Origin of the sequence: Acinetobacter suaedae (genome assembly GCF_008630915.1) — a bacterium.
GTDB classification, from domain to species: domain Bacteria; phylum Pseudomonadota; class Gammaproteobacteria; order Pseudomonadales; family Moraxellaceae; genus Acinetobacter; species Acinetobacter suaedae.
This window is the reverse complement of sequence record NZ_CP043909.1, coordinates 3,193,495-3,215,044: the sequence shown is the minus strand read 5'-3', so window position 1 is coordinate 3,215,044 and position 21,550 is coordinate 3,193,495. Positions and strand designations below refer to the sequence as shown.

Here is a 21,550-nt window from a genome sequence, read left to right as displayed (position 1 = left end):
CAAAAAGTTATATGTTTAATTGTTATTCATTAAGTCTTAAGAAGAGGATATTAAAATAACTCATTGTTAATAAATATAAATTTTAAAAGATGAATTTTACTCACTTTTCTATGAAACTAAATCATTTTTATTCATGTTGTGAATCAGGTATAAATCTCCTCATAAAGAAATTCAAGTTTTATCTCGGAATTAGGGTGCAGATCACAATGAGTAAAGAATTTAAATTTACGATTAAAAGTATTCGTTTCGATGAAAACTATCGTCCTTCAGACAATACACGCATTACCACCAACTTTGCGAATTTGGCTAGAGGACAAGGTCGTCAAGAGAACTTACGCAACACGTTAAAAATGATTGATAATCGTTTTAATGCCCTAGCTCATTGGGATAACCCGAATAGTGATCGCTATTCTGTGGAACTCGAAATCATTTCTGTTGAGATGAATCTTGATGCTGAAAGTCGTACCAATGCACTACCTTTAATTGAAATATTGAAAACCAATATTGTCGATAAAACGACAAATGAACGTATTGAAGGTATTGTTGGGAATAATTTTTCTTCTTACGTACGCGATTATGACTTTAGTGTGTTGTTATTAGATCACAATAAAAATCAGTCTGAATTTAGTACACCAGAAAACTTTGGTGAGTTGCATGGCAATCTCTTCAAAAGTTTCGTCAACTCAGAAGTTTACCGAGCTAGCTTTAAAAAAGCGCCAGTGATTTGTTTAAGTGTTTCAACAAGTAAAGTCTATCATCGTACTGAGAATCAGCATCCGATTTTAGGTGTGGAATACAAGCAAGAGGAATACTCGTTAACCGATGAGTATTTCCAAAAAATGGGCTTAAAAGTTCGTTATTTTATGCCACCAAATAGTGTTGCACCTTTGGCATTCTATTTTACAGGTGATTTACTAGGTGATTATACCAATCTTGAATTGATCAGCACGATTAGCACGATGGAAACCTTCCAAAAGATTTATCGTCCTGAAATTTACAATGCCAATTCTGCAGCAGGCAAATTTTATCAACCTAGCTTAAAGCATCAAGATTATTCACTCACTCGAATCGTGTATGACCGAGAAGAGCGTAGCCGACTTGCGATTGAACAAGGGAAATTTGTTGAAGAACAATTTATCAAGCCATACCAAACAATTCTTGAGCAGTGGTCTGCAAATTACGCACTTTAATTTAACAAAGATATAAGGTCATTTACGATGAAAAGATTATTACCAACCTCAACTGCAGGCAGCTTACCTAAACCGTCTTGGCTTGCAGAGCCTGAAAAGCTTTGGTCGCCTTGGAAATTAGAAAATGAAGGATTGCTTGAAGGCAAAAAAGATGCGCTACGCTTATCTTTGCATGAACAACAACTTGCTGGCATTGATATTGTCAGCGATGGTGAACAAACTCGCCAACATTTTGTGACCACATTTATTGAACACTTAAATGGTGTAGATTTTGAGAAACGCGAAACTGTTCGAATTCGTGATCGTTATGATGCAAGCGTACCATCTGTTGTCGGCGCAGTGTCTCGTCAAAAGCCAGTATTTGTTGAAGATGCCAAATTCCTTCGTCAGCAAACTGATCAACCGATTAAATGGGCGTTACCAGGCCCAATGACCATGATTGATACACTATATGATGGTCACTACAAGAGCCGTGAAAAACTTGCTTGGGAATTTGCCAAGATTCTGAACCAAGAAGCGAGAGAGCTAGAGGCTGCAGGTGTTGATATCATTCAGTTTGACGAGCCAGCATTTAATGTCTTCTTCGATGAAGTAAATGACTGGGGTATTGCGACTTTAGAACGTGCCATTGAAGGTCTAAAATGTGAAACTGCGGTCCACATTTGCTATGGTTATGGCATTAAAGCCAATACCGACTGGAAAAAAACATTGGGATCAGAATGGCGTCAATATGAAGAGACCTTTCCAAAACTGCAAGCCTCTAATATTGATCTCATCTCGCTAGAGTGTCATAACTCTCGTGTGCCAATCGATTTACTTGAATTGATTCGCGGTAAAAAAGTTATGGTTGGAGCGATTGATGTAGCAACTAACCAGATTGAAACACCTGAAGAAGTTGCTGATACGCTCCGTAAAGCGTTGCAGTTTGTTGATTCTGATAAGCTTTATCCTTGCACAAACTGTGGTATGGCACCTCTTTCTCGTGAAGTTGCGCGCGGCAAGTTAAATGCTTTAAGTGCAGGTGCAGAAATTGTTCGTAGAGAACTCACGGGTTTTGATCTTACTGCCTAATATTTATCAGTAGAGTGAGTAAAGGGTTACTTTTGAAGGTCGTTGATCATCAATAGGTAACCCTCATTTTACTTAATATCTAGTTCATTTAGAGCGAATCTCGATATAGTCCCTTCCTGATGGATTTGGGGGGGGAGAGCAAAACGAATTGGAAAAGGTACGGTTCAATTTAGGAATAATGTCATGGTTCAAGCAACAGACTTTAGAAATGCAATGTCGTTACTCACAAGTGCAGTCAGTGTAGTGACTACGGCAGGTTTGTCTGGTCGATATGGCTTCACAGCATCTGCTGTATGTAGTGTTACGGATACACCACCGACATTATTGGTTTGCATGAATCAAGCATCGAGTTCGCACGTGCATTTTGTGGAAAATAAAATTCTTACCGTAAATGTTTTAGGGGCACAACATGAGCATATTTCCAAAGTATTTTCGTCTAAGTTGAGTCCAGAAGAGCGTTTTAAGCATGGTATTTGGACCGAGTTAGAAACAGGTGCACCTGTGCTCAATGATGCTTTGGTAAGTTTTGATTGTGAATTGGATCAAGTGCAACAAGTTGGAACACATACGATTTTTATTTGCCGTATTGTGGCGATTCAGCAAAGTCAGCAGGATCAAAGTTTGGTTTATTTTAATCGTGCTTATCATCAAGTTGGGCAGATGGAGGTTGTGTAAAACAGCAGCTGAATGATCATCTTACTCATTTTAATTTTGTGATTCTTTCTTCAGATAAAAATTCTTCTATGCTAAAAAAATACTAAAAACAGCATGTCAAACCAGTGAGTTTATGAAAAACTTAAAGCAATATGTGAAGAAAACAGTGTGATCTTCATCAACATGGAACTGAGAAGTTAAAAATTGAAATTCAAAAAGCTACCTGCTAAATATGCGGTGTGGATCGTACCTTTTTTATTATCGGCTTTAATGAGTGGAACCATATCATTCATTAACTTGTCGATGAATTTGGGCTTTCCACCTGGATTTATTGCAAAATGGTTGACCACGTGGATGTTATCTTGGGCGATTGCCTATCCAACAGTATTGGTATTTTTGCCACTGGTTCGACGTTTAACTGCATTATTTGTTGATATTCCGCCACACTAACTGCAATGGCGTAAATCATAGTGAAAACAGATCATGATTGTCTCATGAATAGCACTCAGCGTATTACCAAAAGACTATATTGAGTTGTGTGTGTATTGCTAAGATCAATAAAACAACTCATTGCAATAGCATAGGTAAAAGAGAGCGAAATCATGAGCAATAATAACGATTATGATATTTCTGATTCAAAAGACTGTGAAACTTATATCAATCAATTTATCCAAGAATTTACGATTCGATCAGCAGAAATTGGCAAGGGAACGATTATTAAGCGTGCGTTACCCAGTCGTCAAAAGCGTTTAGTTGGTGCGTGGTGTTTTCTTGATCACGCGGGTCCTGTGAGCTTTCCAGCAGGTGATGGTTTAGATGTGGGGCCACATCCGCATATTGGTTTGCAGACGTTTACATGGATGATTGAAGGCACCATGATGCATACCGATAGTCTGGGTTCTAAGCAACTGATTCGTCCCAAGCAAGTCAACTTAATGACGGCTGGACGTGGTATTTCTCATACTGAAGTTGCACCGGCAACCGAAACTAAAATGCATGCAGCACAGTTATGGATTGCTTTGCCTGATGATAAGCGCAATATGGAGCCTAATTTTCAGCACTATCCAGAGTTGCCTATCGTTGTTCAAGATCAGGTTGAGTTTACGGTATTGGTGGGTGAGTTCCTGAATACACTTTCACCTGTTGAGGTACATACACCTTTGGTTGGCGTGGATTTAACGGCTCAGGCAAATACCAAAACCCGAATTCCGCTCAATCCAAATTTTGAATATGCCTTTATGGCACTAGAAGGTACAGCCAGAGTCAATGGACATGAGCTAAACACAGATAACATGGTGGTGTTAGAAACAGGATTAACTGAAATAGAAGTTGAGTTAACCCAAGGTCATCGTGTTCTGTTAATTGGTGGAGAGCCATTTGAGTCGCCAATTTTGTTATGGTGGAATTTTGTCGGACGTACCATGGATGATCTAAAGCAAGCGCGTGAAGATTGGGTAAATCATCATACTCGTTTTGGTGAAATCCCTGACTATCAAGGTAAGCGTTTAGAGGCACCAGCATTACCAGATCAAATGAGGGCTTCGAAATGAGTGTGATTGCAACCGCAAAAGTACAGGCTTTGGCTACGCCATGGCAAGGTCAGGTAAGTAGCGGAACACATCAATTTCTTACCGATAAACCTGAAACCGCAGGTGGGCATGATACTGGGCCTGCACCGTATGATTTTCTGACAGCTAGTTTGGCATCATGTACGATGATTACTTTGCGGATGTATGCCAATCACAAGGGAATTGAACTCGGTGACTTTTCGGTTGAAGTTGATTTTCATACCAATCGTGAGCAACAGGAGAGGATTGAGCGTCGGGTAATATTTACCCAGTCGGTTTCACATGATTTAAAAGAAAAGATTTTGAATGTTTGTAGTAAAACACCAGTGACTAAAACTTTGTTACGCAGTTTAGACATACAGACCGTGATTCTTTAACATGATAATGCTATTGTGCTTGGGCAAAATATAATTCTAAACGCAACCGTGAGAGGGATTAATAATAGCGGTTGCGTACACATGGCAGGCATAAAAATGATCACCTTACATTATCTGCAATGCTCACGTTCATTTCGAATACTCTGGGCATTAGAGGAGCTTGGTATGGATTACCAAGTTGAATATTATCAAAGGTCTTCTAACTACACCGCTCCAGAGAGCCTTAAGCAGATTCATCCGTTAGGTAAGGCTCCGATTTTGGTTGATGGTACACAGGTCATTGTGGAGTCTGCCGTGATTTTGGAGTATTTACAGCAATCTTATGACAAGCAGCAACAGTTTAAGCCACAACAGAGTCGAGATCAGCACCAATATTTGTATTGGATGCATTATGCTGAAGGTTCTTTGATGCCTTTATTGGTGATGACTTTGGTCATGAATAATGTCAGTAAACATGTCCCTTGGGTGATTAGACCACTTGCAGAGAAAATCACGGATGGTATTAAAGCGGGCTTTGTGCGTCCACGTGTCAAAGAGCATATCCTTTATCTAGAGGATTATTTGGCAGAGCATGATTATTTTGCAGGAGCGTTTTCTTTTGTTGATATTCAAATGGCATTTCCATTAATGGCACTACAAAAGCGTTTACACGGTAAATATCCAAATATACAAGCTTTTGTTCAACGGGTTCAGGAGCGTGCAGCTTTTCAGCGCGCTGAGCAGAAAAGTTTAGATTCCGAATGTGTTTAAGAGACATCCATTAAAAAAAGGAACGAGTTATCGTTCCTTTTTTGTGTTGAATGTATCGAATTAACGTTTAATGACGATAGAGTCAATCCCACTGTGTTGCAAGGTTTGTTGTGCGGCAAGAGCAGCTTCTTGACTATCATAAGGACCTGAAATGACCCGATACCACGTTTGACCATTTTCAACACTTCTCACCACATCCGCAGATAAACCATTCAGAATGATCTCTGCACGACGGGCATCTGCACTGTCAGGATCTGGATAGCTACGAACCTGTAGAATGTAGGTCGGTGCAGTAGGTTGAGTTTGTTCACTGGCAATGATACCGCCCTCGGTTTCCTCTGTTGTGGTCGCTTCAACTCGAGGTGATTCGATAATCACAACATTACCTTGCTGTTTGGTTTCTGGTACAGCTTGTTCAGGAATAGGAGTGACTTGCTGTTGTGGAAGTAAGTCGTAAAAGCGGTAGTCTTTATTGGTATTTTCTTCTTGATAATGTTCAGATGTGATCTGATTTTTAGCTGGAACGGGTTGCCATGGTTTCCACAACATCAGCATGACGATCACACATAAGATTGCAAGAATTGCAACAAGCATACCCAACCACTTTGGAATCAGTGGCTTTTTAGGTTTGTTTGGTCGTTCAGATACACCACGTTGCGTTTTTCCAAACACCGGAGATTCCTCTTAATCTTAAGGGGCTGTTTATATTCAGCCATGCTTTGTGTTATTGGCTAGAACTACTCAAACGATATGGAGCACCAAGAATAGCGATCCATTGTCGAGCTTATATATTTGTAGCTTGAATCTTGAAAGAAACAAAGCATTATCTTTAAAAATAATGCTTTGTTTGTCCGATATCAATCAAGGTTTTGTCATTATTTTGCTTACATCTTTGCTGCGAGCATATGAGCCATATCGGGCACAAGGTCTTGCGACAATGCAAAGTGTTACTTTGCTTACATTGCCTCAGGAGCGGACACACCCAATAATTCTAAACCATTACGCAATACTTGCTGTACGTTGATTGAAAGTAATAAACGTGCTTGAGATAGTGGAATATTTGCTTCATCAACAAATTTAACGCCATCTTGTGCATACCATCCATGAAACAGCGCAGCAAGATCTTTTAAGTAGTTGCCAATTTGATGTGGTTCACAGACATTCGCAGCACGAATTACGATTTCAGGGTAAGCTGCTAATTTAGCTAAAATTTCTGTTTCAGCATCCAATGTTAATAGGTTAGCAACTTGGCGTGCAGATGCGACGTCAAATGTAATGCCTTTCTCTTTAGCACGGTTCACAATACTGTTTACACGCGCATGCGCATATTGAATGTAATACACCGCATTGTCTTTGCTTTGCGAAACAGCAAGATCTAAATCAAAGTCGATATGTTGCTCAGATTTACGCATGACATAGTAGAAACGAGCTGCATCGTTACCAACTTCCTTGCGTAAGTCACGTAAGGTTACGAACTGGCCTGAACGAGATGACATTTGTACCATTTCACCACCGCGCCATAAACTCACGAACTGAACCAAAAGTACGGTCAGTTTCTTCGAGTCATAACCCATCGCATCAATTGCTGCTTTCACACGTGAAATATAGCCGTGGTGGTCAGAACCCCAGATATCGATCAGGTCGGTATAGCCACGTTGTAACTTATTCAGATGGTAAGCAATGTCCGAGGCAAAATAAGTGGTTTGACCATTACGACGTTTTACAACACGATCTTTTTCATCGCCAAATTCAGTCGATTTAAACCAGATATTACCTTCTTTTTCATAGAGGTAGCCGCGCTGATCAAGAGTTGCTAATGCTTCATCAATTTTTTCTGTTAAAGATGCTTCACTGAACCACTCATCAAAAGTCACACCAAAATCAGCAAGGTCATCTTTAATGTCGTCTAAAATGGCATGTAGCGCTGCTTGATGGAAAACGCGATAGCCTTCGCCTAATTGTTGTTGTGAGTTGGCAATTAGCCCATCGATATGTTTTTCTTTGTCGCCAGATAGCACAACCTTATTGCCCTCGGCATCTAATGCTTCAGCGTATTGTACGTCTTCTGGCACATCTTTATAGATGTCTGCTACTTCACGAACATAGGCATTGCCATCTTTATTAATAATTTCTTGTGCAATTTCTTTGACATAGTCGCCTTGATAGGCATTTTTAGGGAATACCAGTGTTTGTCCCGTCAATTCTAAATAACGGAGATAGGTTGAAGTCGCCAAAATATCCATTTGACGACCAGCGTCGTTGACGTAGTATTCGCGATCAACTTTTGCCCCAGTTGCTTCCAATAAGTTCGCAACAGTCATGCCATAGGCAGCTCCACGTCCATGGCCGACATGTAAGCTTGACGTTGGATTAGCAGAGACGAATTCAACCTGAATTTTCTTGGCTGCATTGACTTGGCTACGTCCATATTGATCTTTTTGCGCTTCAATCTGATCAAGTACAGCAAAACGTTGATCTGCGTTTAAGAAAAAGTTAATAAAACCAGGACCTGCAATTTCTGCTTTGCTGATGTCTGCAACCTCAGGTAGTGCTGCTAATATCTTTTCAGCAAGATCACGAGGCTTCATGCCTGCTGCTTTAGAGCCGATCATCGCAATATTCGAAGCAAAGTCTCCGTGACTTCGGTCTTTAGTACGGGTTAAATGGCTCGTGTTGGTCCAATCTGAAGGAAGTACGCCTTGTTGTTGCAGGGTGTGTACCGCATGATCGAGAGCTGCTTGTATTGCCGTATTCATAGTTACCGAAATAAATGTCGCGGAAAAACGCTAAATATAGCAAATTTTGCAGCTTTAAGGGGAGAGGGATTTGTGAGGATTTAAGATATTCCTATAAATCTTTTTTTGTTCGGATTTCATCACATGAGAAAAAAGATGCTATGTCACTGCATTGACATAGCATCTGGTCATTCAGACTTCTAGAATTTCAGCTAACAGTTCATCACTAGGTGCAAAATAATAAGCACCATCTACCGCAGTGGTGAAGTGTAATAGACGATCATGGATACCATCTCCAGTGGTACCAAACATGCGTTTTAACATTTCATCAATGATGTTTAAGTTGTTGGTATATGCGACGAAGAAAAGGCCTTGTTCACCCTTGCCATCACCATAAGGTAGGCTATGACGTAAAATTTCCATTTCTTCGCCAGCATCATCTTCGACAACAGTACGAGCAACATGTGCATTTTCAGGCTTTACATCGTCATCAAGTTCGATTGATTCGAGTTTCGTCCGCCCAATCACATGTTCTTGTGCATCAACTTTGAGTTGGTGCCATTTGGCTAAATCGTGGACATAGCGTTGTGCAAAAATAAAACTACCATCCGCAAATACACCTGCTGAATCTGGGATGAGGGTTGCTTCTGCACGGTCTTCGGGGAATTGTGGGTTTTCCGTGCCATCAATAAAGCCAGTCAAATCACGACCATCAAATTGGCGGAAACAAGCGCGCTCATCGAGGACCTCAACTTTATCTTGTATACCTGTAAAGAAGGCTTGGCTCATTGCAAAGCATAGATCCGCACGGGCGCTGGCAATATGAATAAATACATCCGCAGGCACGACAGGCATATTAAATGCCCCTTGTTCAGGATTAAGTTGTTTAAAACCTGCGGGTGTTTCTGCGTAGAGTTTTGCCCAAAGTTCAGGACCAAAGGCAATTGCTGTTTTAATTTGACCATTTGGATGTTGGCTAATCAGGCGATCACGAGTTGAAAGTAGAGCATCAATCTGTTGTTTTAATTCAAGAATAGTTAAATCTTTTAAGCGCAAAACAATAAAACGGGCATGATCAGATGGTAGTGGAAGAATGACAGATTGAGCAGTCATTAAAAACTCCTTCATTATTTTTAAAGGTCGGAAAATAAATCATTGTGCCTGATGTTGATTGAGCTTAAAAGTTTATTTGCTCAGTTTTATGGTCTTACCACATAAGATCATGGCAAAATAAAAACGGTATAATTCCACTTTTTATGTTGCCGTGTTGCTATGTCTTTACAAGTCTGGTTTGCGTTTATGTTGGCCTGTTGGGTGATTAGTATTTCACCTGGTGCGGGAGCAATTGTCTCCATGTCGAGTGGCTTAAATCATGGGTTTAAGCACGGGTATTGGAATGTGATAGGGTTGCAAATTGCATTGCTGCTTCAAATTATGATTGTTGCTGCGGGTGTCGGTGTATTGTTTGCGACAACACCTTGGGCGTTTCAGATGGTGAAATGGTTCGGCGTAGCCTACTTACTTTACTTGGCGTATCAACAGTGGACAGCACCCATTCAAGCCATTGAGATTGAAAAAGAATACATCCACAAATCTGCTTCTGCTTTGATGTTTAAAGGATTTGTGGTCAATATGAGTAATCCCAAAGCGATTGTATTTTTATTGGCGGTGTTGCCGCAGTTTTTGGACTTAGGGCGACCACAGTGGTTGCAATATTTGATTATGGCGATCACCATGGTGACAATCGATTTGATTGTGATGGCGGGTTATACAGGGTTAGCTTCAAAAGTATTGAGATTATTGCGATCGCCAAAACAGCAGAAATATTTAAATCGAAGCTTCGCGATGATGTTTAGCTGTGCTGCATTGCTACTTGGCGCAATCCAGCAATCCAATTAAAAAATGCGGATTAGCTTGTCTGTGACGATCTATTAAATTTTTGAAGCATAAAAATCACGGCGAAGATCAGCGCCATAAATAAGACAATACTTAAGCCGGTCGCGATATTTAATGCTGCACTTGACCATAAGCCAACTGTAATACCCAATTGTGCGAGCAAGAATGCCCAAAGCACCATTTGTTTAGGCGAGTGAGCAAGAAGACGTGCGCTCAATGCTGGGATGACCAATAACGCACCCATGAGTAATGAGCCTACAGCGCGCAGCGCTAAGACCGTAAACAAAGCCAGAAGCAACATAAAAATTAGGCGTTGCCAATTGGCATTGATTCCTTCGCTCATCGCGATATCTGGATCAATTGCGATTTGGATTTGTGCAGACCATGAACGATATAAGACCACCAACGCGATCATAATGACTACCGCAAAAATAGGTAAGTCTGACCATTCAATACTGAGTAGATCGCCAAACAAATAGCTTAATAACTCTGGTCTTAGGCTTGGGACTTGTTGAATAAGTAGTAAGCCAGCACAGAGAAGTGTGGCTGAACACAACGCCAGCAATGCATCATTAGGTAGCCGAGAATCATGAAGAACCCATAAGATGGCAACTAACAATAGCGCTAAAAAACCAACGCCTAACCAAAAAGGAAGACCCAAAATTCCTGCGATTGCGACCCCAAGCAACGTACCGTGAGCCATCGTATCTGCAAAGAAAGACATTCTGCGCCATAGCATCAGACAGCCAAGAGGTGCGGTCAAGAACACCAGTAATGTTCCCATAATCCAAGCGGGTAATAGCAGTTGTAACCATTCCATCATGGCTTAGACCTTTGGTTCAGGATGAATATGGGGGCGAGGGTCATGCGCACATGGCTCAGCATGATCACTATGCACACAGTGGTTATGGTGGTGCTGGTAAAACATTCGCTGCGTCCCAAATATAGCTTGATACTCAGGATGTTGTTGGATACTTTCAGGTAAGCCACTACAACAAATATGTTTATTTAAACAAACCACACGATGTGTTCCTTGCATCACCCATTGTAAGTCATGTGAAACCATCAGTACTGCACAGTCGTAGCGTTCAGGTAGGCTGCGAACATATTCATACAACTCTGCTTCGGATTGGATATCCAAACCTTGCATTGGCTCATCTAGAATGAGAATGTCAGGTTGACGTAATAATGCACGAGCAAGCAGAACACGCTGACGCTCACCTCCAGACAATTGTTGGACTCTAGATTCTTGTAATTTCGAGATGCCAGTATCGTGGATAATTTCTTGACGAAGACGTTTCTCACAAAACTCTAAATCTAATAGGTCTTGGACGCGAAGCGGCAAGCTCGCAGATGGATTGAATTTTTGTGGGACATAAGCCATTTTTAATTTTTTTGAAAAACGAACTTTGCCTTGATTGGGAGACATGATGCCCAGTAGCACTTTAATGAGCGTTGATTTGCCTGCGCCATTTGGACCAATAAGCGTGACAATCTCTTTGGCATTTAAGTCAAAATCAACATTTCTCAGAATCTCTCGTTCATCACGCTGAACAGAGATATTCTCCAGCTGGATGAGTGGAGTTGTTAGGGTGCTGTGCTGCACTGATGACATTTCCCAGAAATTTCAATGATACTGTGCTGAGCTGTAAATTGATCAGAAGCTGCCAATTGATCAAGTTGTTGTATTAGTCCTTGAGCAGATGCTTCTTTGACCATGTGACATTCTGTACAGATCAGGAATGCGGCTTGATGTCCTTCACGTGGATGGCAACAAGGTATGTAGGCATTAATTGAGGTGAGACGGTGAATTAAGCCTTTTTCCAACAAAAAGTCGAGTGTGCGATATACCGTTGGGGGAGCAGCGGGGCGATCCGCTTGACCTTTTAATTTTGCCAATAAGTCGTAGGCACCCATTGGCGCAGATGCATTTAAAATGAGTTCAAGGACTTCTTTGCGTAAAGGTGTGAGTCGTGCGCCAGCTGCAGTGCATAGTAACTCTGCTTCAACAAGTCGCGCTTTAATATCATGATGACCATGGACACCGTGTAAAGCATTGTCATGTTCATGTGAACAAGAACTCATAAATGGACCTCGTTATTTGCCTAGGGTCAATTAATACTTATTCAAAATCTGAACGAATGGCAAAATTTTGCTACATTCATACTATATCTAGTCGAGTAGATATTTGAGGGAAGTATCAATAGACTCTACATCATACCATGCAATTCATTGAGAACTAACTATATAAGTCATACTTACGATGGAAGCAGGTATGAATATAGAAAATAGACATAGGCATTTTTGAACTTTTGTTATATTATAACATGCTTTGCTAGGTTGAGTAGTGTTGTAATGTTGCGCCTTATTTTATTCGTCACGTTTTCCTTAATAAGTACATGGGGCTGGACGCAAAGTTTGGTGGTGTCAACACAGCCAATTTATTTGATTGCAAAAGAAGTAACCAATGGTGTTGAATCGCCTGTTCTTTTATTAAGTGATCAAACGGGACATGATGTCCACTTGACTCCTGCGCATCGTAAAATTATTCAGGATGCATCTTTGGTGGTGTGGTTGGGTAAGGCACATGAAGCACCATTAGATAAGTTACTAAGTCAAAATAGAAAAGCCATTTCACTTTTAGATGCTGGTATTTTGACAATTTTGCCACAACGTAGTCTTCGTGGCACGTCACTTGAAAACACAATAGATAGTCATGTTTGGTTGGAGCCTAATAACGCCGTTCGAATTGCGTTTTTCATTGCTGCATTACGCTCGCAACAGTATCCAGAAAACAAGGCAAAATATACGGCTAATGCAAGAGAGTTCGCACAGCAAATGCGACAAACAGCGCAACAATATGAAAGTAGTCATAAGTCAAAACCATATTGGTCTTATCATGATGCATATCAGTATTTAGAGAGAGCACTGAATTTGAAATTTGCAGGTGCTTTGACTGATGATCCACACATTGCACCTACCGCCGCGCAGATTAAGTATTTGAATGACAATCGTCCAAAAACACAGATGTGTTTGTTGGCTGAAATTTCAGCGAATCAAAATGTCTATCGCAGATTAAATCCTGTCATTTTTGAAACTGTGGATGAAAGCATGAACGGTGAGGACAATTTTATTACTGCTTGGAAAAAATTGGCTTCAAAAACTGATAAATGCGTGATAAGTGTTCAAAATTGATTAAAAAAATAAAAATGCGTTGACTCTATCGTCAGAAAATATGGTAACGAAAAAAGCAGACTTAGGTCGATAAAAGATTGCATGTTCAGGGGTGTAACTCTATAATGCCAGCGATTCGAAACGATCATGATTAAAACTTGTCAAGCAGTTATGCTGTGAGTGGGTAAAAAATGAGCCGAACTAGTCGCTTGATTGACCGACGATTAGCAAAAGCTTTGGTCTTCTTACAAGCATGTATGATTCCTGTCGCCGCTTTGTTGGCCTGGATGATAAAAGATAAAACTGCTGCTTTGAGTGCTGCGCTTGGGGCCTCGGTTTGTTGGTTAGCATATTGTTATTTTGCGTGGCAGTCGTTTAGAACGGCAGGAGCCAGAGCATCAAAACAAGTCATGCTCAACATGTATCGAGGAATGCTCGGTAAGTTTGCGATTGTGATCGTGGGTTTTATTTTAATTTTGAGCAATGTTAAACCGCTGTCACCGGTAGCATTGTTGGGTGGATTTATTCTTGTTCAAGCGATGTCGTGGGTCGCGCCATTTTGGGTGTCACGATTGCAACAACGAGAGTAGGGCACATTTAAAGATTTTTGGAGGGTAGAGTGAGATATTTGCAGTCCGCAATATTCATTTTTCCTCTTTTTAATGATTGACATTGACCAGGTGTGATTTATGGCTGCTGAAGAACATGCCCTGACTTCGACCGAGTATATCAAGCATCACTTGACCAATATGACCTATGGCAAAATGCCAGATGGGACATGGAAATTGGCTGAGTCTGCTGAAGAAGCTCAATCGATGGGGTTCACTGCAATTCACTTGGATTCAATGGGTTGGTCTATCGGACTTGGTATTATTTTCTGTTTGATGTTCTGGATTGTTGCGAAAGCTGCTAACGCAGGTGTTCCAACTAAGTTCCAGTCAGCAATTGAGATGATTATCGAGTTTGTGGACTCAAGTGTCCGTGACACCTTTCATGGCAAATCGCGTTTAATTGCACCATTAGCATTAACCATCTTTGTGTGGATCTTCCTCATGAACTTGATGGACTTAGTGCCTGTTGACTGGATTCCTGTTCTAGCTCAACAAATTGGTGCCCACGTATTTGGTATGGACCCACATCATGTTTACTTCAAGATTGTACCGACTACAGATCCGAACATTACCTTAGGTATGTCGTTATCTGTGTTCGCCTTAATCTTGTTCTATAGTATTCGTGAAAAGGGTGTAGGTGGTTTTGTTGGTGAATTGGCACTTAACCCATTTAACCCAAGTAATAAATTTGCAAAAGCGTTATTGATTCCAGTGAACCTTGTATTGGAGTTAGTAACTTTCCTTGCTCGTCCAGTTTCGTTGGCTCTTCGACTGTTCGGTAACTTATATGCGGGTGAGTTGATCTTCATCTTGATCGCATTATTGCCGTTCTGGATCCAGTGGGCGTTATCTGTGCCTTGGGCTATTTTCCACATTCTTGTAATCACGTTGCAAGCATTTATCTTTATGATGCTGACCATCGTTTACTTGAGCATGGCAAGCGAAAAGCATTAATGGTATTGCCTAACTATCAATTGATGGTTGGGCTTAAATTTTTAGTTTAATTTGGTAATAACCTAACCTCTGAGGAATTTTTCATGGAACTCACTTTAGGTCTAGTTGCAATTGCATCTGCTATCTTGATCGCTTTCGGTGCTTTAGGTACTGCGATTGGTTTTGGTCTTTTGGGTGGTCGCTTTTTAGAAGCTGTTGCTCGTCAACCAGAATTGGCTCCACAACTTCAAACTCGTATGTTCTTAATCGCGGGTCTTCTTGATGCTGTGCCTATGATCGGTGTTGGTATTGGCTTGTTCTTCATCTTCGCTAATCCATTTGTAGGTTAATAGCTTAATTCCTAAATCCACATATTGAGGAATAGCGAAATGAATATCAACCTCACATTGATTGGCCAAGCGATTGCATTTGCGGTTTTTGTCGCATTCTGTATGAAGTTTGTTTGGCCACCACTAATCAATGCGATTAGTGAGCGTCAGCGTAAAATTGCTGATGGCTTAAATGCTGCTGAAAAAGCGAAAGCTGACTTAGCTGATGCGCAAGCACAAGTAAAGGCAGAAATCGATGCAGCAAAAGCACAAGCGGCTCAATTGATCGAACAAGCGAACCGTCGTGCAGCACAATTAGTCGAAGAAGCGCGTACCCAAGCTGCGGCTGAAGGTGAGCGTATTCGTCAACAGGCGAAAGAAACTGTTGATCAAGACATCAATGCTGCTCGCGAAGAATTACGTCAACAAGTTGCTGCTTTGGCAGTTGATGGCGCAGAAAAAATTCTGAACCAACAAGTTGACGCAGAAGCTCATAATGCCATGCTGACTCAGCTGGCTGCTAAACTTTAAGCGAGGGAAATATGGCTGAACTCTTGACGTTGGCACGCCCATACGCTAAAGCAGCATTTGCTTATGCATCTGAGCAGAATGCAACTGACGCTTGGTCAAATGCGTTACAACTGCTCAGTGCTGCGGTGCAAGATGAAGCATTTTCCGCTTATTTAAATCGCCCTGAGCTGACTCCTGCGGAGCAAGTAGGTCTTTTTGCAAAGATTTTAGGTGAAGATCAATCTCAATCAGTGTCAAATTTTCTGACATTGCTTGCCGATAATGATCGTTTAACATTGTTACCTGAAATCGCAGCAGAATATGAATTACTTAAATCGCAGAACAACAACACCTTGGACGTAGAGATTGAATCTGCGTTCCCAATGGATGCGAAACAAGAGCATATTTTAGCTCATGCGCTAGAAAAACGTTTTAACAAAACAGTTCAAATGACTGTGAAAGTTAATCCAGCGTTGATCGCAGGTGTTGTGATTCGTGCAGGCGACCAAGTGATAGATGATTCTGCGCTTAACAAGCTTGAAAAAATGCGGACTCGTCTTCTTGCGTAATAGCAAAAAGACTGAACTTAAAAAAGATTGAGGAATAGCGCAATGCAACAACTGAATCCATCCGAGATCAGTGCGCTCATTAAACAGCGTATCGGCGATCTGGACACCAGCGCGACCGCAAAAAATGAGGGTACCATTGTTATGGTATCTGACGGTATCGTGCGTATTCACGGTCTTGCGGATGCCATGTACGGCGAAATGATCGAATTCGACGGCGGCTTATTCGGTATGGCACTGAACCTAGAACAGGATTCAGTGGGTGCCGTTGTTTTAGGTAACTACCTAAGCCTGCAAGAGGGTCAAAAAGCTCGTTGTACTGGTCGTGTATTAGAAGTTCCAGTAGGTCCTGAACTTCTTGGCCGTGTAGTAGATGCTTTGGGTAACCCAATTGATGGGAAAGGCCCTATTGATGCAAAACTAACTGATGCTGTTGAAAAAGTAGCACCAGGTGTAATTTGGCGTCAATCAGTAGACGAACCTGTTCAAACTGGTTATAAATCAGTTGATACCATGATCCCTGTAGGTCGTGGTCAGCGTGAGTTGATTATTGGTGACCGTCAAACTGGTAAAACAGCAATGGCGATCGATGCGATCATCGCTCAGAAAAACTCTGGCATTAAGTGTGTATATGTTGCGATTGGTCAAAAACAATCAACAATTGCAAACGTTGTACGTAAGCTAGAAGAAACTGGCGCTATGGCATATACAACTGTTGTCGCAGCTGCGGCCGCTGATCCTGCAGCAATGCAGTATTTAGCTCCGTACTCTGGCTGTACAATGGGTGAATACTTCCGTGATCGCGGTGAAGATGCGTTAATCATTTATGATGATTTGTCTAAGCAAGCTGTTGCTTATCGTCAAATTTCATTGTTATTACGTCGTCCACCAGGTCGTGAAGCGTATCCAGGTGACGTATTCTATCTTCACTCGCGTCTTCTTGAACGTGCTTCTCGCGTTTCTGCTGACTATGTTGAGAAATTCACAAACGGTGAAGTTAAAGGTCAAACTGGTTCTTTAACTGCATTACCGATCATTGAAACTCAAGCTGGTGACGTATCTGCATTCGTACCAACCAACGTAATTTCGATTACTGACGGTCAGATCTTCTTAGAAACATCATTATTCAATGCAGGTATTCGTCCTGCTGTGAACGCGGGTATCTCAGTATCTCGTGTTGGTGGTTCTGCTCAAACTAAGATCATCAAAAAATTGTCTGGCGGTATCCGTACTGCTTTAGCGCAATACCGTGAATTGGCTGCGTTTGCTCAGTTTGCTTCTGACCTTGATGAAGCGACTCGTAAGCAACTTGAGCATGGTCAACGCGTAACTGAGTTAATGAAGCAAAAACAATATGCTCCTTACTCAATTGCTGACCAAGCTATTTCTGTATATGCATCTAACGAAGGCTACATGGCTGACGTAGAAGTGAAGAAAATCGTAGACTTTGATGCTGCGTTAGTTTCTTACTTCCGCTCTGAACATGCTGCGTTAATGCAACAGATCGATGAAACTGGTGATTACAACAAAGACATCGAAGCTGCAATCAAAGCAGGTATTGAGAGCTTCAAAGCGACTCAAACTTACTAAGTTAAGCTTTAGTTAAGTTTGGTTCACGGATCAACCTTCGGAAGCTCGAAAGGGCTTTCGACTACTAGGTTAAGCGTATGGCAAATTTAAAAGAAATTCGCGCCAAAGTAGCTAGTATCAAGAGCACGCAAAAAATTACTCGCGCGATGCAAATGGTAGCTGCTTCTAAAATGCGTCGTGCGCAAGAGCGCATGGCTCAAGGCCGTCCGTATGCCGATAATATGCGCCGTGTAATTGCTCACTTGGTACAAGCAAACCCTGAATATAAACACCGTTATATGGTTGAGCGCCCAGTTAAGCGTGTTGGCTATATCGTGGTGTCTTCAGATCGTGGTTTGGCAGGTGGCTTGAACATTAACTTGTTCAAGAAGGTTGTGCAGCATGTCAAAGCACAACAAGAGCAGTCAATTGAAGTTGAATTTGCTTTGATTGGTCAAAAAGCGGTTTCGTTTTTTAAAAGTTACGGCGGTAAAGTGCTTGGTGCAACTACCCAGCTTGGTGATTCACCGAGTTTGGAACAGTTGACAGGTTCAATTCAGGTGATGCTTGATGCATTTGATAAGGGCGAGTTAGATCGTATTTATCTCGTATCAAATGGTTTCGTCAATGCGATGACCCAACAACCTAAAGTTGAACAACTTGTTCCTTTGGCACCAGCAGAAGAAGGCGAAGATCTTAACCGTACTTATGGTTGGGATTATATCTACGAACCAGAAGCAGAAGAGCTGTTAAATGGTTTGTTGGTTCGCTATATCGAGTCGATGGTTTATCAAGGTGTGATTGAAAACGTTGCATGTGAGCAATCTGCTCGTATGGTCGCAATGAAAGCAGCGACAGACAACGCAGGACAATTGATTAAAGACCTACAACTCATTTACAACAAGCTGCGTCAAGCCGCGATTACTCAGGAAATTTCCGAGATCGTTGGCGGTGCCGCTGCCGTTTAACATTATTAAGTTTGAATTGAGGAGACAGCAATGAGTAGCGGTCGTATCATTCAGATCATCGGCGCGGTTATCGACGTCGAGTTTGAGCGCAATAGCGTTCCTAAGATCTATGACGCTCTCCAAGTTGACGGTACTGAAACTACATTAGAAGTTCAGCAACAGCTTGGCGATGGTGTTGTTCGTACCATCGCAATGGGTTCTACAGAAGGTCTTAAACGTGGCCTGAATGTAACCAGTACAAATGCACCGATTTCTGTTCCAGTAGGTCCAGCAACGCTTGGCCGTATCATGGACGTTTTAGGTCGCCCGATTGACGAAGCAGGTCCAGTAGCGACTGAAGAGCGTTTGCCAATTCACCGTGAAGCACCTTCTTATGCTGAACAAGCAGCTTCTACCGATCTTTTAGAAACTGGTATTAAAGTCATTGACTTACTATGCCCGTTTGCAAAAGGTGGTAAAGTTGGTTTATTCGGTGGTGCTGGTGTTGGTAAAACCGTTAACATGATGGAGTTGATCAACAACATCGCAAAAGCGCACTCAGGTTTATCTGTATTCGCTGGTGTTGGTGAGCGTACTCGTGAAGGTAACGACTTCTATCACGAAATGAAAGATTCTAACGTTCTTGACAAAGTAGCAATGGTCTACGGTCAGATGAACGAGCCACCTGGTAACCGTTTACGCGTAGCGTTAACTGGTTTGACAATGGCTGAATATTTCCGTGATCAGAAAGATGAAAATGGTAAAGGTCGTGACGTATTGTTGTTCGTTGACAACATTTATCGTTATACACTTGCAGGTACTGAAGTATCAGCATTGTTAGGCCGTATGCCATCTGCTGTAGGTTACCAACCAACACTTGCAGAGGAAATGGGTGTTCTTCAAGAGCGTATTACGTCGACTAAATCTGGTTCGATCACGTCGATCCAAGCAGTATACGTACCTGCCGATGACTTAACAGACCCATCACCTGCAACAACGTTCGCTCACTTAGATGCAACAGTTGTATTGAGCCGTGACATCGCATCACAAGGTATTTACCCTGCGATCGATCCACTTGACTCAACTTCGCGTCAGTTAGATCCATTGGTTGTTGGTCAAGAGCATTATGAGATCGCTCGTTCAGTTCAAAACGTGTTACAACGTTATAAAGAATTGAAGGACATTATCGCAATTCTTGGTATGGATGAATTGTCAGAAGAAGATAAATTGGTTGTTTACCGTGCGCGTAAAATCCAACGTTTCTTCTCACAACCATTCCACGTAGCTGAAGTATTTACTGGCGCGCCTGGTAAATTAGTACCGCTTAAAGAAACTATCCGTGGCTTTAAAGGTCTGTTAGCTGGTGAATACGATCACATCCCAGAACAAGCGTTCTATATGGTTGGTGGTATTGACGAAGTGATTGCTAAAGCCGAGAAACTTTAATTAGCAACTCTAATTTAGGAGGTTCTCATGGCGACGATGCAATGTGACGTTGTAAGTGTTAAAGAGTCAATTTACTCTGGACAAGTTACGATGTTAATCGCTAAAGGGGCAGGTGGTGAGCTTGGTATTTTACCGGGACATGCGCCACTTGTAACTTTACTCCAACCAGGACCGATCCGTGTTCAGTTGGAAAATGGTACAGAAGAAATCGTTTATGTATCAGGCGGTGTTTTAGAAGTTCAACCTCATGTTGTTACGGTACTTGCTGATACAGCAATTCGTGCAGACAACTTAGATGAAGCAGCAATTTTGGAAGCTCGTAAACAAGCTGAACAATTGCTCGCAAATCAAAAGAGTGATTTGGACTCTGCAGCTGCACTTGCTGCACTTGCTGAGACAGCTGCACAGCTTGAAACGATTCGTAAAATCAAAAATCGTGCACTGTAATTAGTGCCGATTTTCGATTGGGAAAAGTCACCGTAAGGTGGCTTTTTTATTGAAAAATAAAATAAAAATTAGATTTAAATAATTATCATTTTCATATAAAGTACTGCTCGCAATATATAACTTCATGAGAATTACCATAATGAAAATTTTACTTCCAGCCATTCTTGCATTTACATTTGTTGGTTGTGCTTCCGTACCGCAAGCGACACCACAATTGTCTCAACAAATAAAAAAACTCGATGCGCCCGTAGATGGGAACGCTGCAATTTATGTTTATCGCTCAAATAGTGTGGTAGGGGGCGCTCTTAAAAAAGATGTTTGGATTGATGGCGAATGTTTAGGAGAAACTGCACGTGGAACGTTCTTTGTAAAAGAGGTGACTGGTAATCAAAAACATACGGTTTCGACTGAATCAGAGTTTTCACCGAATCATTTGACTTTGAATACTGAAGCAGGAAAACAATATTTTATTCAGCAATATATCAAATCGGGTGTAATCACTGGCGGTGCTAATCTTAAACAAGTTGATTTGGAGAAGGGCAAAAAAGCGATTGCAGAATATAAACTTGCACAAGCTGGAAAATGCAGCAAGCCAACTATTAATTTAGATAAAAAGTAAATCAGCGATTTTTTATAACAATAAGAACTATAAATTCAGTTTGTAGCACCTTCAAGATTGTTTTGAAGGTGCTTTTTTATTATCTCGAAACATAATATGATGAATGCTTAACGATGAATGGATGACATCGTTGTAAGCGAGAAAGAATGCGTATATTA

25 protein-coding genes are annotated in these 21,550 nt (G+C 41.4%); 19 read left to right on the top strand and 6 right to left on the bottom strand.

Annotation, left to right across the window (positions count from 1 at the left end; genetic code table 11):
* Positions 1-206 precede the first annotated feature (206 nt).
* The 7 genes from F2A31_RS14980 to F2A31_RS14950 all read left to right on the top strand — a co-directional run bounded on the left by F2A31_RS14980 (position 207) and on the right by F2A31_RS14950 (position 5,610).
* Positions 207-1,190 carry a DUF1852 domain-containing protein gene (locus F2A31_RS14980; protein ID WP_150027342.1) on the top strand — a complete coding sequence of 328 codons (984 nt, stop codon included), beginning with the start codon at positions 207-209 and terminating at the stop codon, positions 1,188-1,190.
* A gap of 27 nt (positions 1,191-1,217) precedes the next feature.
* Positions 1,218-2,261 carry a methionine synthase gene (locus F2A31_RS14975; RefSeq protein ID WP_150027340.1) on the top strand — a complete coding sequence of 348 codons (1,044 nt, stop codon included), beginning with the start codon at positions 1,218-1,220 and terminating at the stop codon, positions 2,259-2,261.
* A 183-nt stretch (positions 2,262-2,444) separates the two neighbouring features.
* Positions 2,445-2,936 carry a flavin reductase gene (locus F2A31_RS14970; RefSeq protein ID WP_150027338.1) on the top strand — a complete coding sequence of 164 codons (492 nt, stop codon included), beginning with the start codon at positions 2,445-2,447 and terminating at the stop codon, positions 2,934-2,936.
* A gap of 183 nt (positions 2,937-3,119) precedes the next feature.
* On the top strand, positions 3,120-3,365 hold the full coding sequence (locus F2A31_RS14965) for a DUF2798 domain-containing protein (RefSeq protein WP_228715635.1): 246 nt from the start codon (positions 3,120-3,122) through the stop codon (positions 3,363-3,365).
* A 152-nt stretch (positions 3,366-3,517) separates the two neighbouring features.
* Entirely contained in the window at positions 3,518-4,465 is a 948-nt protein-coding gene (locus F2A31_RS14960) for a pirin family protein (protein WP_150027336.1), read from the top strand.
* Complete coding sequence (locus F2A31_RS14955) at positions 4,462-4,860, top strand: OsmC family protein (protein WP_150027334.1); 399 nt, start codon at positions 4,462-4,464, stop codon at positions 4,858-4,860. The genes F2A31_RS14960 and F2A31_RS14955 overlap by 4 nt, the downstream gene beginning before the upstream one ends.
* A gap of 96 nt (positions 4,861-4,956) precedes the next feature.
* Positions 4,957-5,610, top strand: coding sequence for a glutathione S-transferase family protein (locus F2A31_RS14950; protein WP_150027830.1), 654 nt, complete (start codon positions 4,957-4,959; stop codon positions 5,608-5,610).
* 60 nt (positions 5,611-5,670) lie between these two features.
* Here F2A31_RS14950 and F2A31_RS14945 read toward each other — a convergent pair whose 3' ends face one another.
* The 3 genes from F2A31_RS14945 to F2A31_RS14935 all read right to left on the bottom strand — a co-directional run bounded on the left by F2A31_RS14945 (position 5,671) and on the right by F2A31_RS14935 (position 9,458).
* Entirely contained in the window at positions 5,671-6,282 is a 612-nt protein-coding gene (locus tag F2A31_RS14945) for an SPOR domain-containing protein (RefSeq protein ID WP_150027332.1), read from the bottom strand.
* Positions 6,283-6,566: 284 nt separating this feature from the next.
* Positions 6,567-8,366: an arginine--tRNA ligase gene (gene argS / locus F2A31_RS14940; protein WP_150027331.1), complete on the bottom strand. Its 1,800-nt coding sequence runs from the start codon at positions 8,364-8,366 to the stop codon at positions 6,567-6,569.
* Between the two features lie 171 nt (positions 8,367-8,537).
* Positions 8,538-9,458, bottom strand: a complete 921-nt coding sequence (locus tag F2A31_RS14935; RefSeq protein WP_150027329.1) for a Dyp-type peroxidase — start codon at positions 9,456-9,458, stop codon at positions 8,538-8,540.
* Positions 9,459-9,617: 159 nt separating this feature from the next.
* Between F2A31_RS14935 and F2A31_RS14930 the strand changes: the two genes are divergently transcribed.
* The gene (locus F2A31_RS14930) at positions 9,618-10,244 is read left to right on the top strand and encodes a LysE family transporter (RefSeq protein ID WP_004637473.1); all 627 of its coding nucleotides are present in this window, start codon (positions 9,618-9,620) and stop codon (positions 10,242-10,244) included.
* A gap of 10 nt (positions 10,245-10,254) precedes the next feature.
* Here the strand turns inward: F2A31_RS14930 and znuB are convergent, their stop codons facing one another.
* Genes znuB through F2A31_RS14915 form a run of 3 tightly spaced genes read right to left on the bottom strand, consistent with a single transcriptional unit; the run spans position 10,255 to position 12,326 of the window.
* On the bottom strand, positions 10,255-11,064 hold the full coding sequence (gene znuB, locus F2A31_RS14925) for a zinc ABC transporter permease subunit ZnuB (protein ID WP_125502719.1): 810 nt from the start codon (positions 11,062-11,064) through the stop codon (positions 10,255-10,257).
* Between the two features lie 3 nt (positions 11,065-11,067).
* Positions 11,068-11,856, bottom strand: a complete 789-nt coding sequence (znuC, locus tag F2A31_RS14920) for a zinc ABC transporter ATP-binding protein ZnuC (protein WP_150027327.1) — start codon at positions 11,854-11,856, stop codon at positions 11,068-11,070.
* The gene (locus F2A31_RS14915) at positions 11,829-12,326 is read right to left on the bottom strand and encodes a transcriptional repressor (protein WP_150027325.1); all 498 of its coding nucleotides are present in this window, start codon (positions 12,324-12,326) and stop codon (positions 11,829-11,831) included. The genes znuC and F2A31_RS14915 overlap by 28 nt, the downstream gene beginning before the upstream one ends.
* 270 nt (positions 12,327-12,596) lie before the next feature.
* On the opposite strand from F2A31_RS14915, the gene F2A31_RS14910 reads away from it, so the two are divergent.
* The 11 genes from F2A31_RS14910 (at position 12,597) to F2A31_RS14860 (ending at position 21,392) form a co-directional block, all read left to right on the top strand.
* The gene (locus tag F2A31_RS14910; RefSeq protein ID WP_150027323.1) at positions 12,597-13,436 is read left to right on the top strand and encodes a metal ABC transporter substrate-binding protein; all 840 of its coding nucleotides are present in this window, start codon (positions 12,597-12,599) and stop codon (positions 13,434-13,436) included.
* Between the two features lie 170 nt (positions 13,437-13,606).
* The gene (locus F2A31_RS14905) at positions 13,607-14,005 is read left to right on the top strand and encodes an ATP synthase subunit I (protein WP_150027321.1); all 399 of its coding nucleotides are present in this window, start codon (positions 13,607-13,609) and stop codon (positions 14,003-14,005) included.
* Between the two features lie 99 nt (positions 14,006-14,104).
* Positions 14,105-14,980 (top strand): F0F1 ATP synthase subunit A, encoded by an 876-nt coding sequence (gene atpB / locus F2A31_RS14900; protein ID WP_004637481.1) that lies wholly within the window; start codon positions 14,105-14,107, stop codon positions 14,978-14,980.
* Positions 14,981-15,063: 83 nt separating this feature from the next.
* Positions 15,064-15,309, top strand: a complete 246-nt coding sequence (gene atpE / locus F2A31_RS14895; RefSeq protein WP_000424060.1) for a F0F1 ATP synthase subunit C — start codon at positions 15,064-15,066, stop codon at positions 15,307-15,309.
* 39 nt (positions 15,310-15,348) lie between these two features.
* Positions 15,349-15,819: a F0F1 ATP synthase subunit B gene (locus F2A31_RS14890; RefSeq protein WP_004637483.1), complete on the top strand. Its 471-nt coding sequence runs from the start codon at positions 15,349-15,351 to the stop codon at positions 15,817-15,819.
* A gap of 11 nt (positions 15,820-15,830) precedes the next feature.
* Complete coding sequence (locus F2A31_RS14885; protein WP_150027319.1) at positions 15,831-16,367, top strand: F0F1 ATP synthase subunit delta; 537 nt, start codon at positions 15,831-15,833, stop codon at positions 16,365-16,367.
* Positions 16,368-16,409: 42 nt separating this feature from the next.
* Entirely contained in the window at positions 16,410-17,954 is a 1,545-nt protein-coding gene (gene atpA / locus F2A31_RS14880; protein WP_004637486.1) for a F0F1 ATP synthase subunit alpha, read from the top strand.
* A gap of 77 nt (positions 17,955-18,031) precedes the next feature.
* Positions 18,032-18,901 carry a F0F1 ATP synthase subunit gamma gene (atpG, locus tag F2A31_RS14875; protein ID WP_150027317.1) on the top strand — a complete coding sequence of 290 codons (870 nt, stop codon included), beginning with the start codon at positions 18,032-18,034 and terminating at the stop codon, positions 18,899-18,901.
* A gap of 30 nt (positions 18,902-18,931) precedes the next feature.
* Positions 18,932-20,326 (top strand): F0F1 ATP synthase subunit beta, encoded by a 1,395-nt coding sequence (gene atpD, locus F2A31_RS14870; RefSeq protein ID WP_004637488.1) that lies wholly within the window; start codon positions 18,932-18,934, stop codon positions 20,324-20,326.
* Positions 20,327-20,353: 27 nt separating this feature from the next.
* Positions 20,354-20,773, top strand: a complete 420-nt coding sequence (locus F2A31_RS14865; RefSeq protein ID WP_150027315.1) for a F0F1 ATP synthase subunit epsilon — start codon at positions 20,354-20,356, stop codon at positions 20,771-20,773.
* A 139-nt stretch (positions 20,774-20,912) separates the two neighbouring features.
* Positions 20,913-21,392, top strand: coding sequence for a DUF2846 domain-containing protein (locus tag F2A31_RS14860; RefSeq protein ID WP_150027313.1), 480 nt, complete (start codon positions 20,913-20,915; stop codon positions 21,390-21,392).
* The last annotated feature ends 158 nt before the right edge of the window (positions 21,393-21,550 follow it).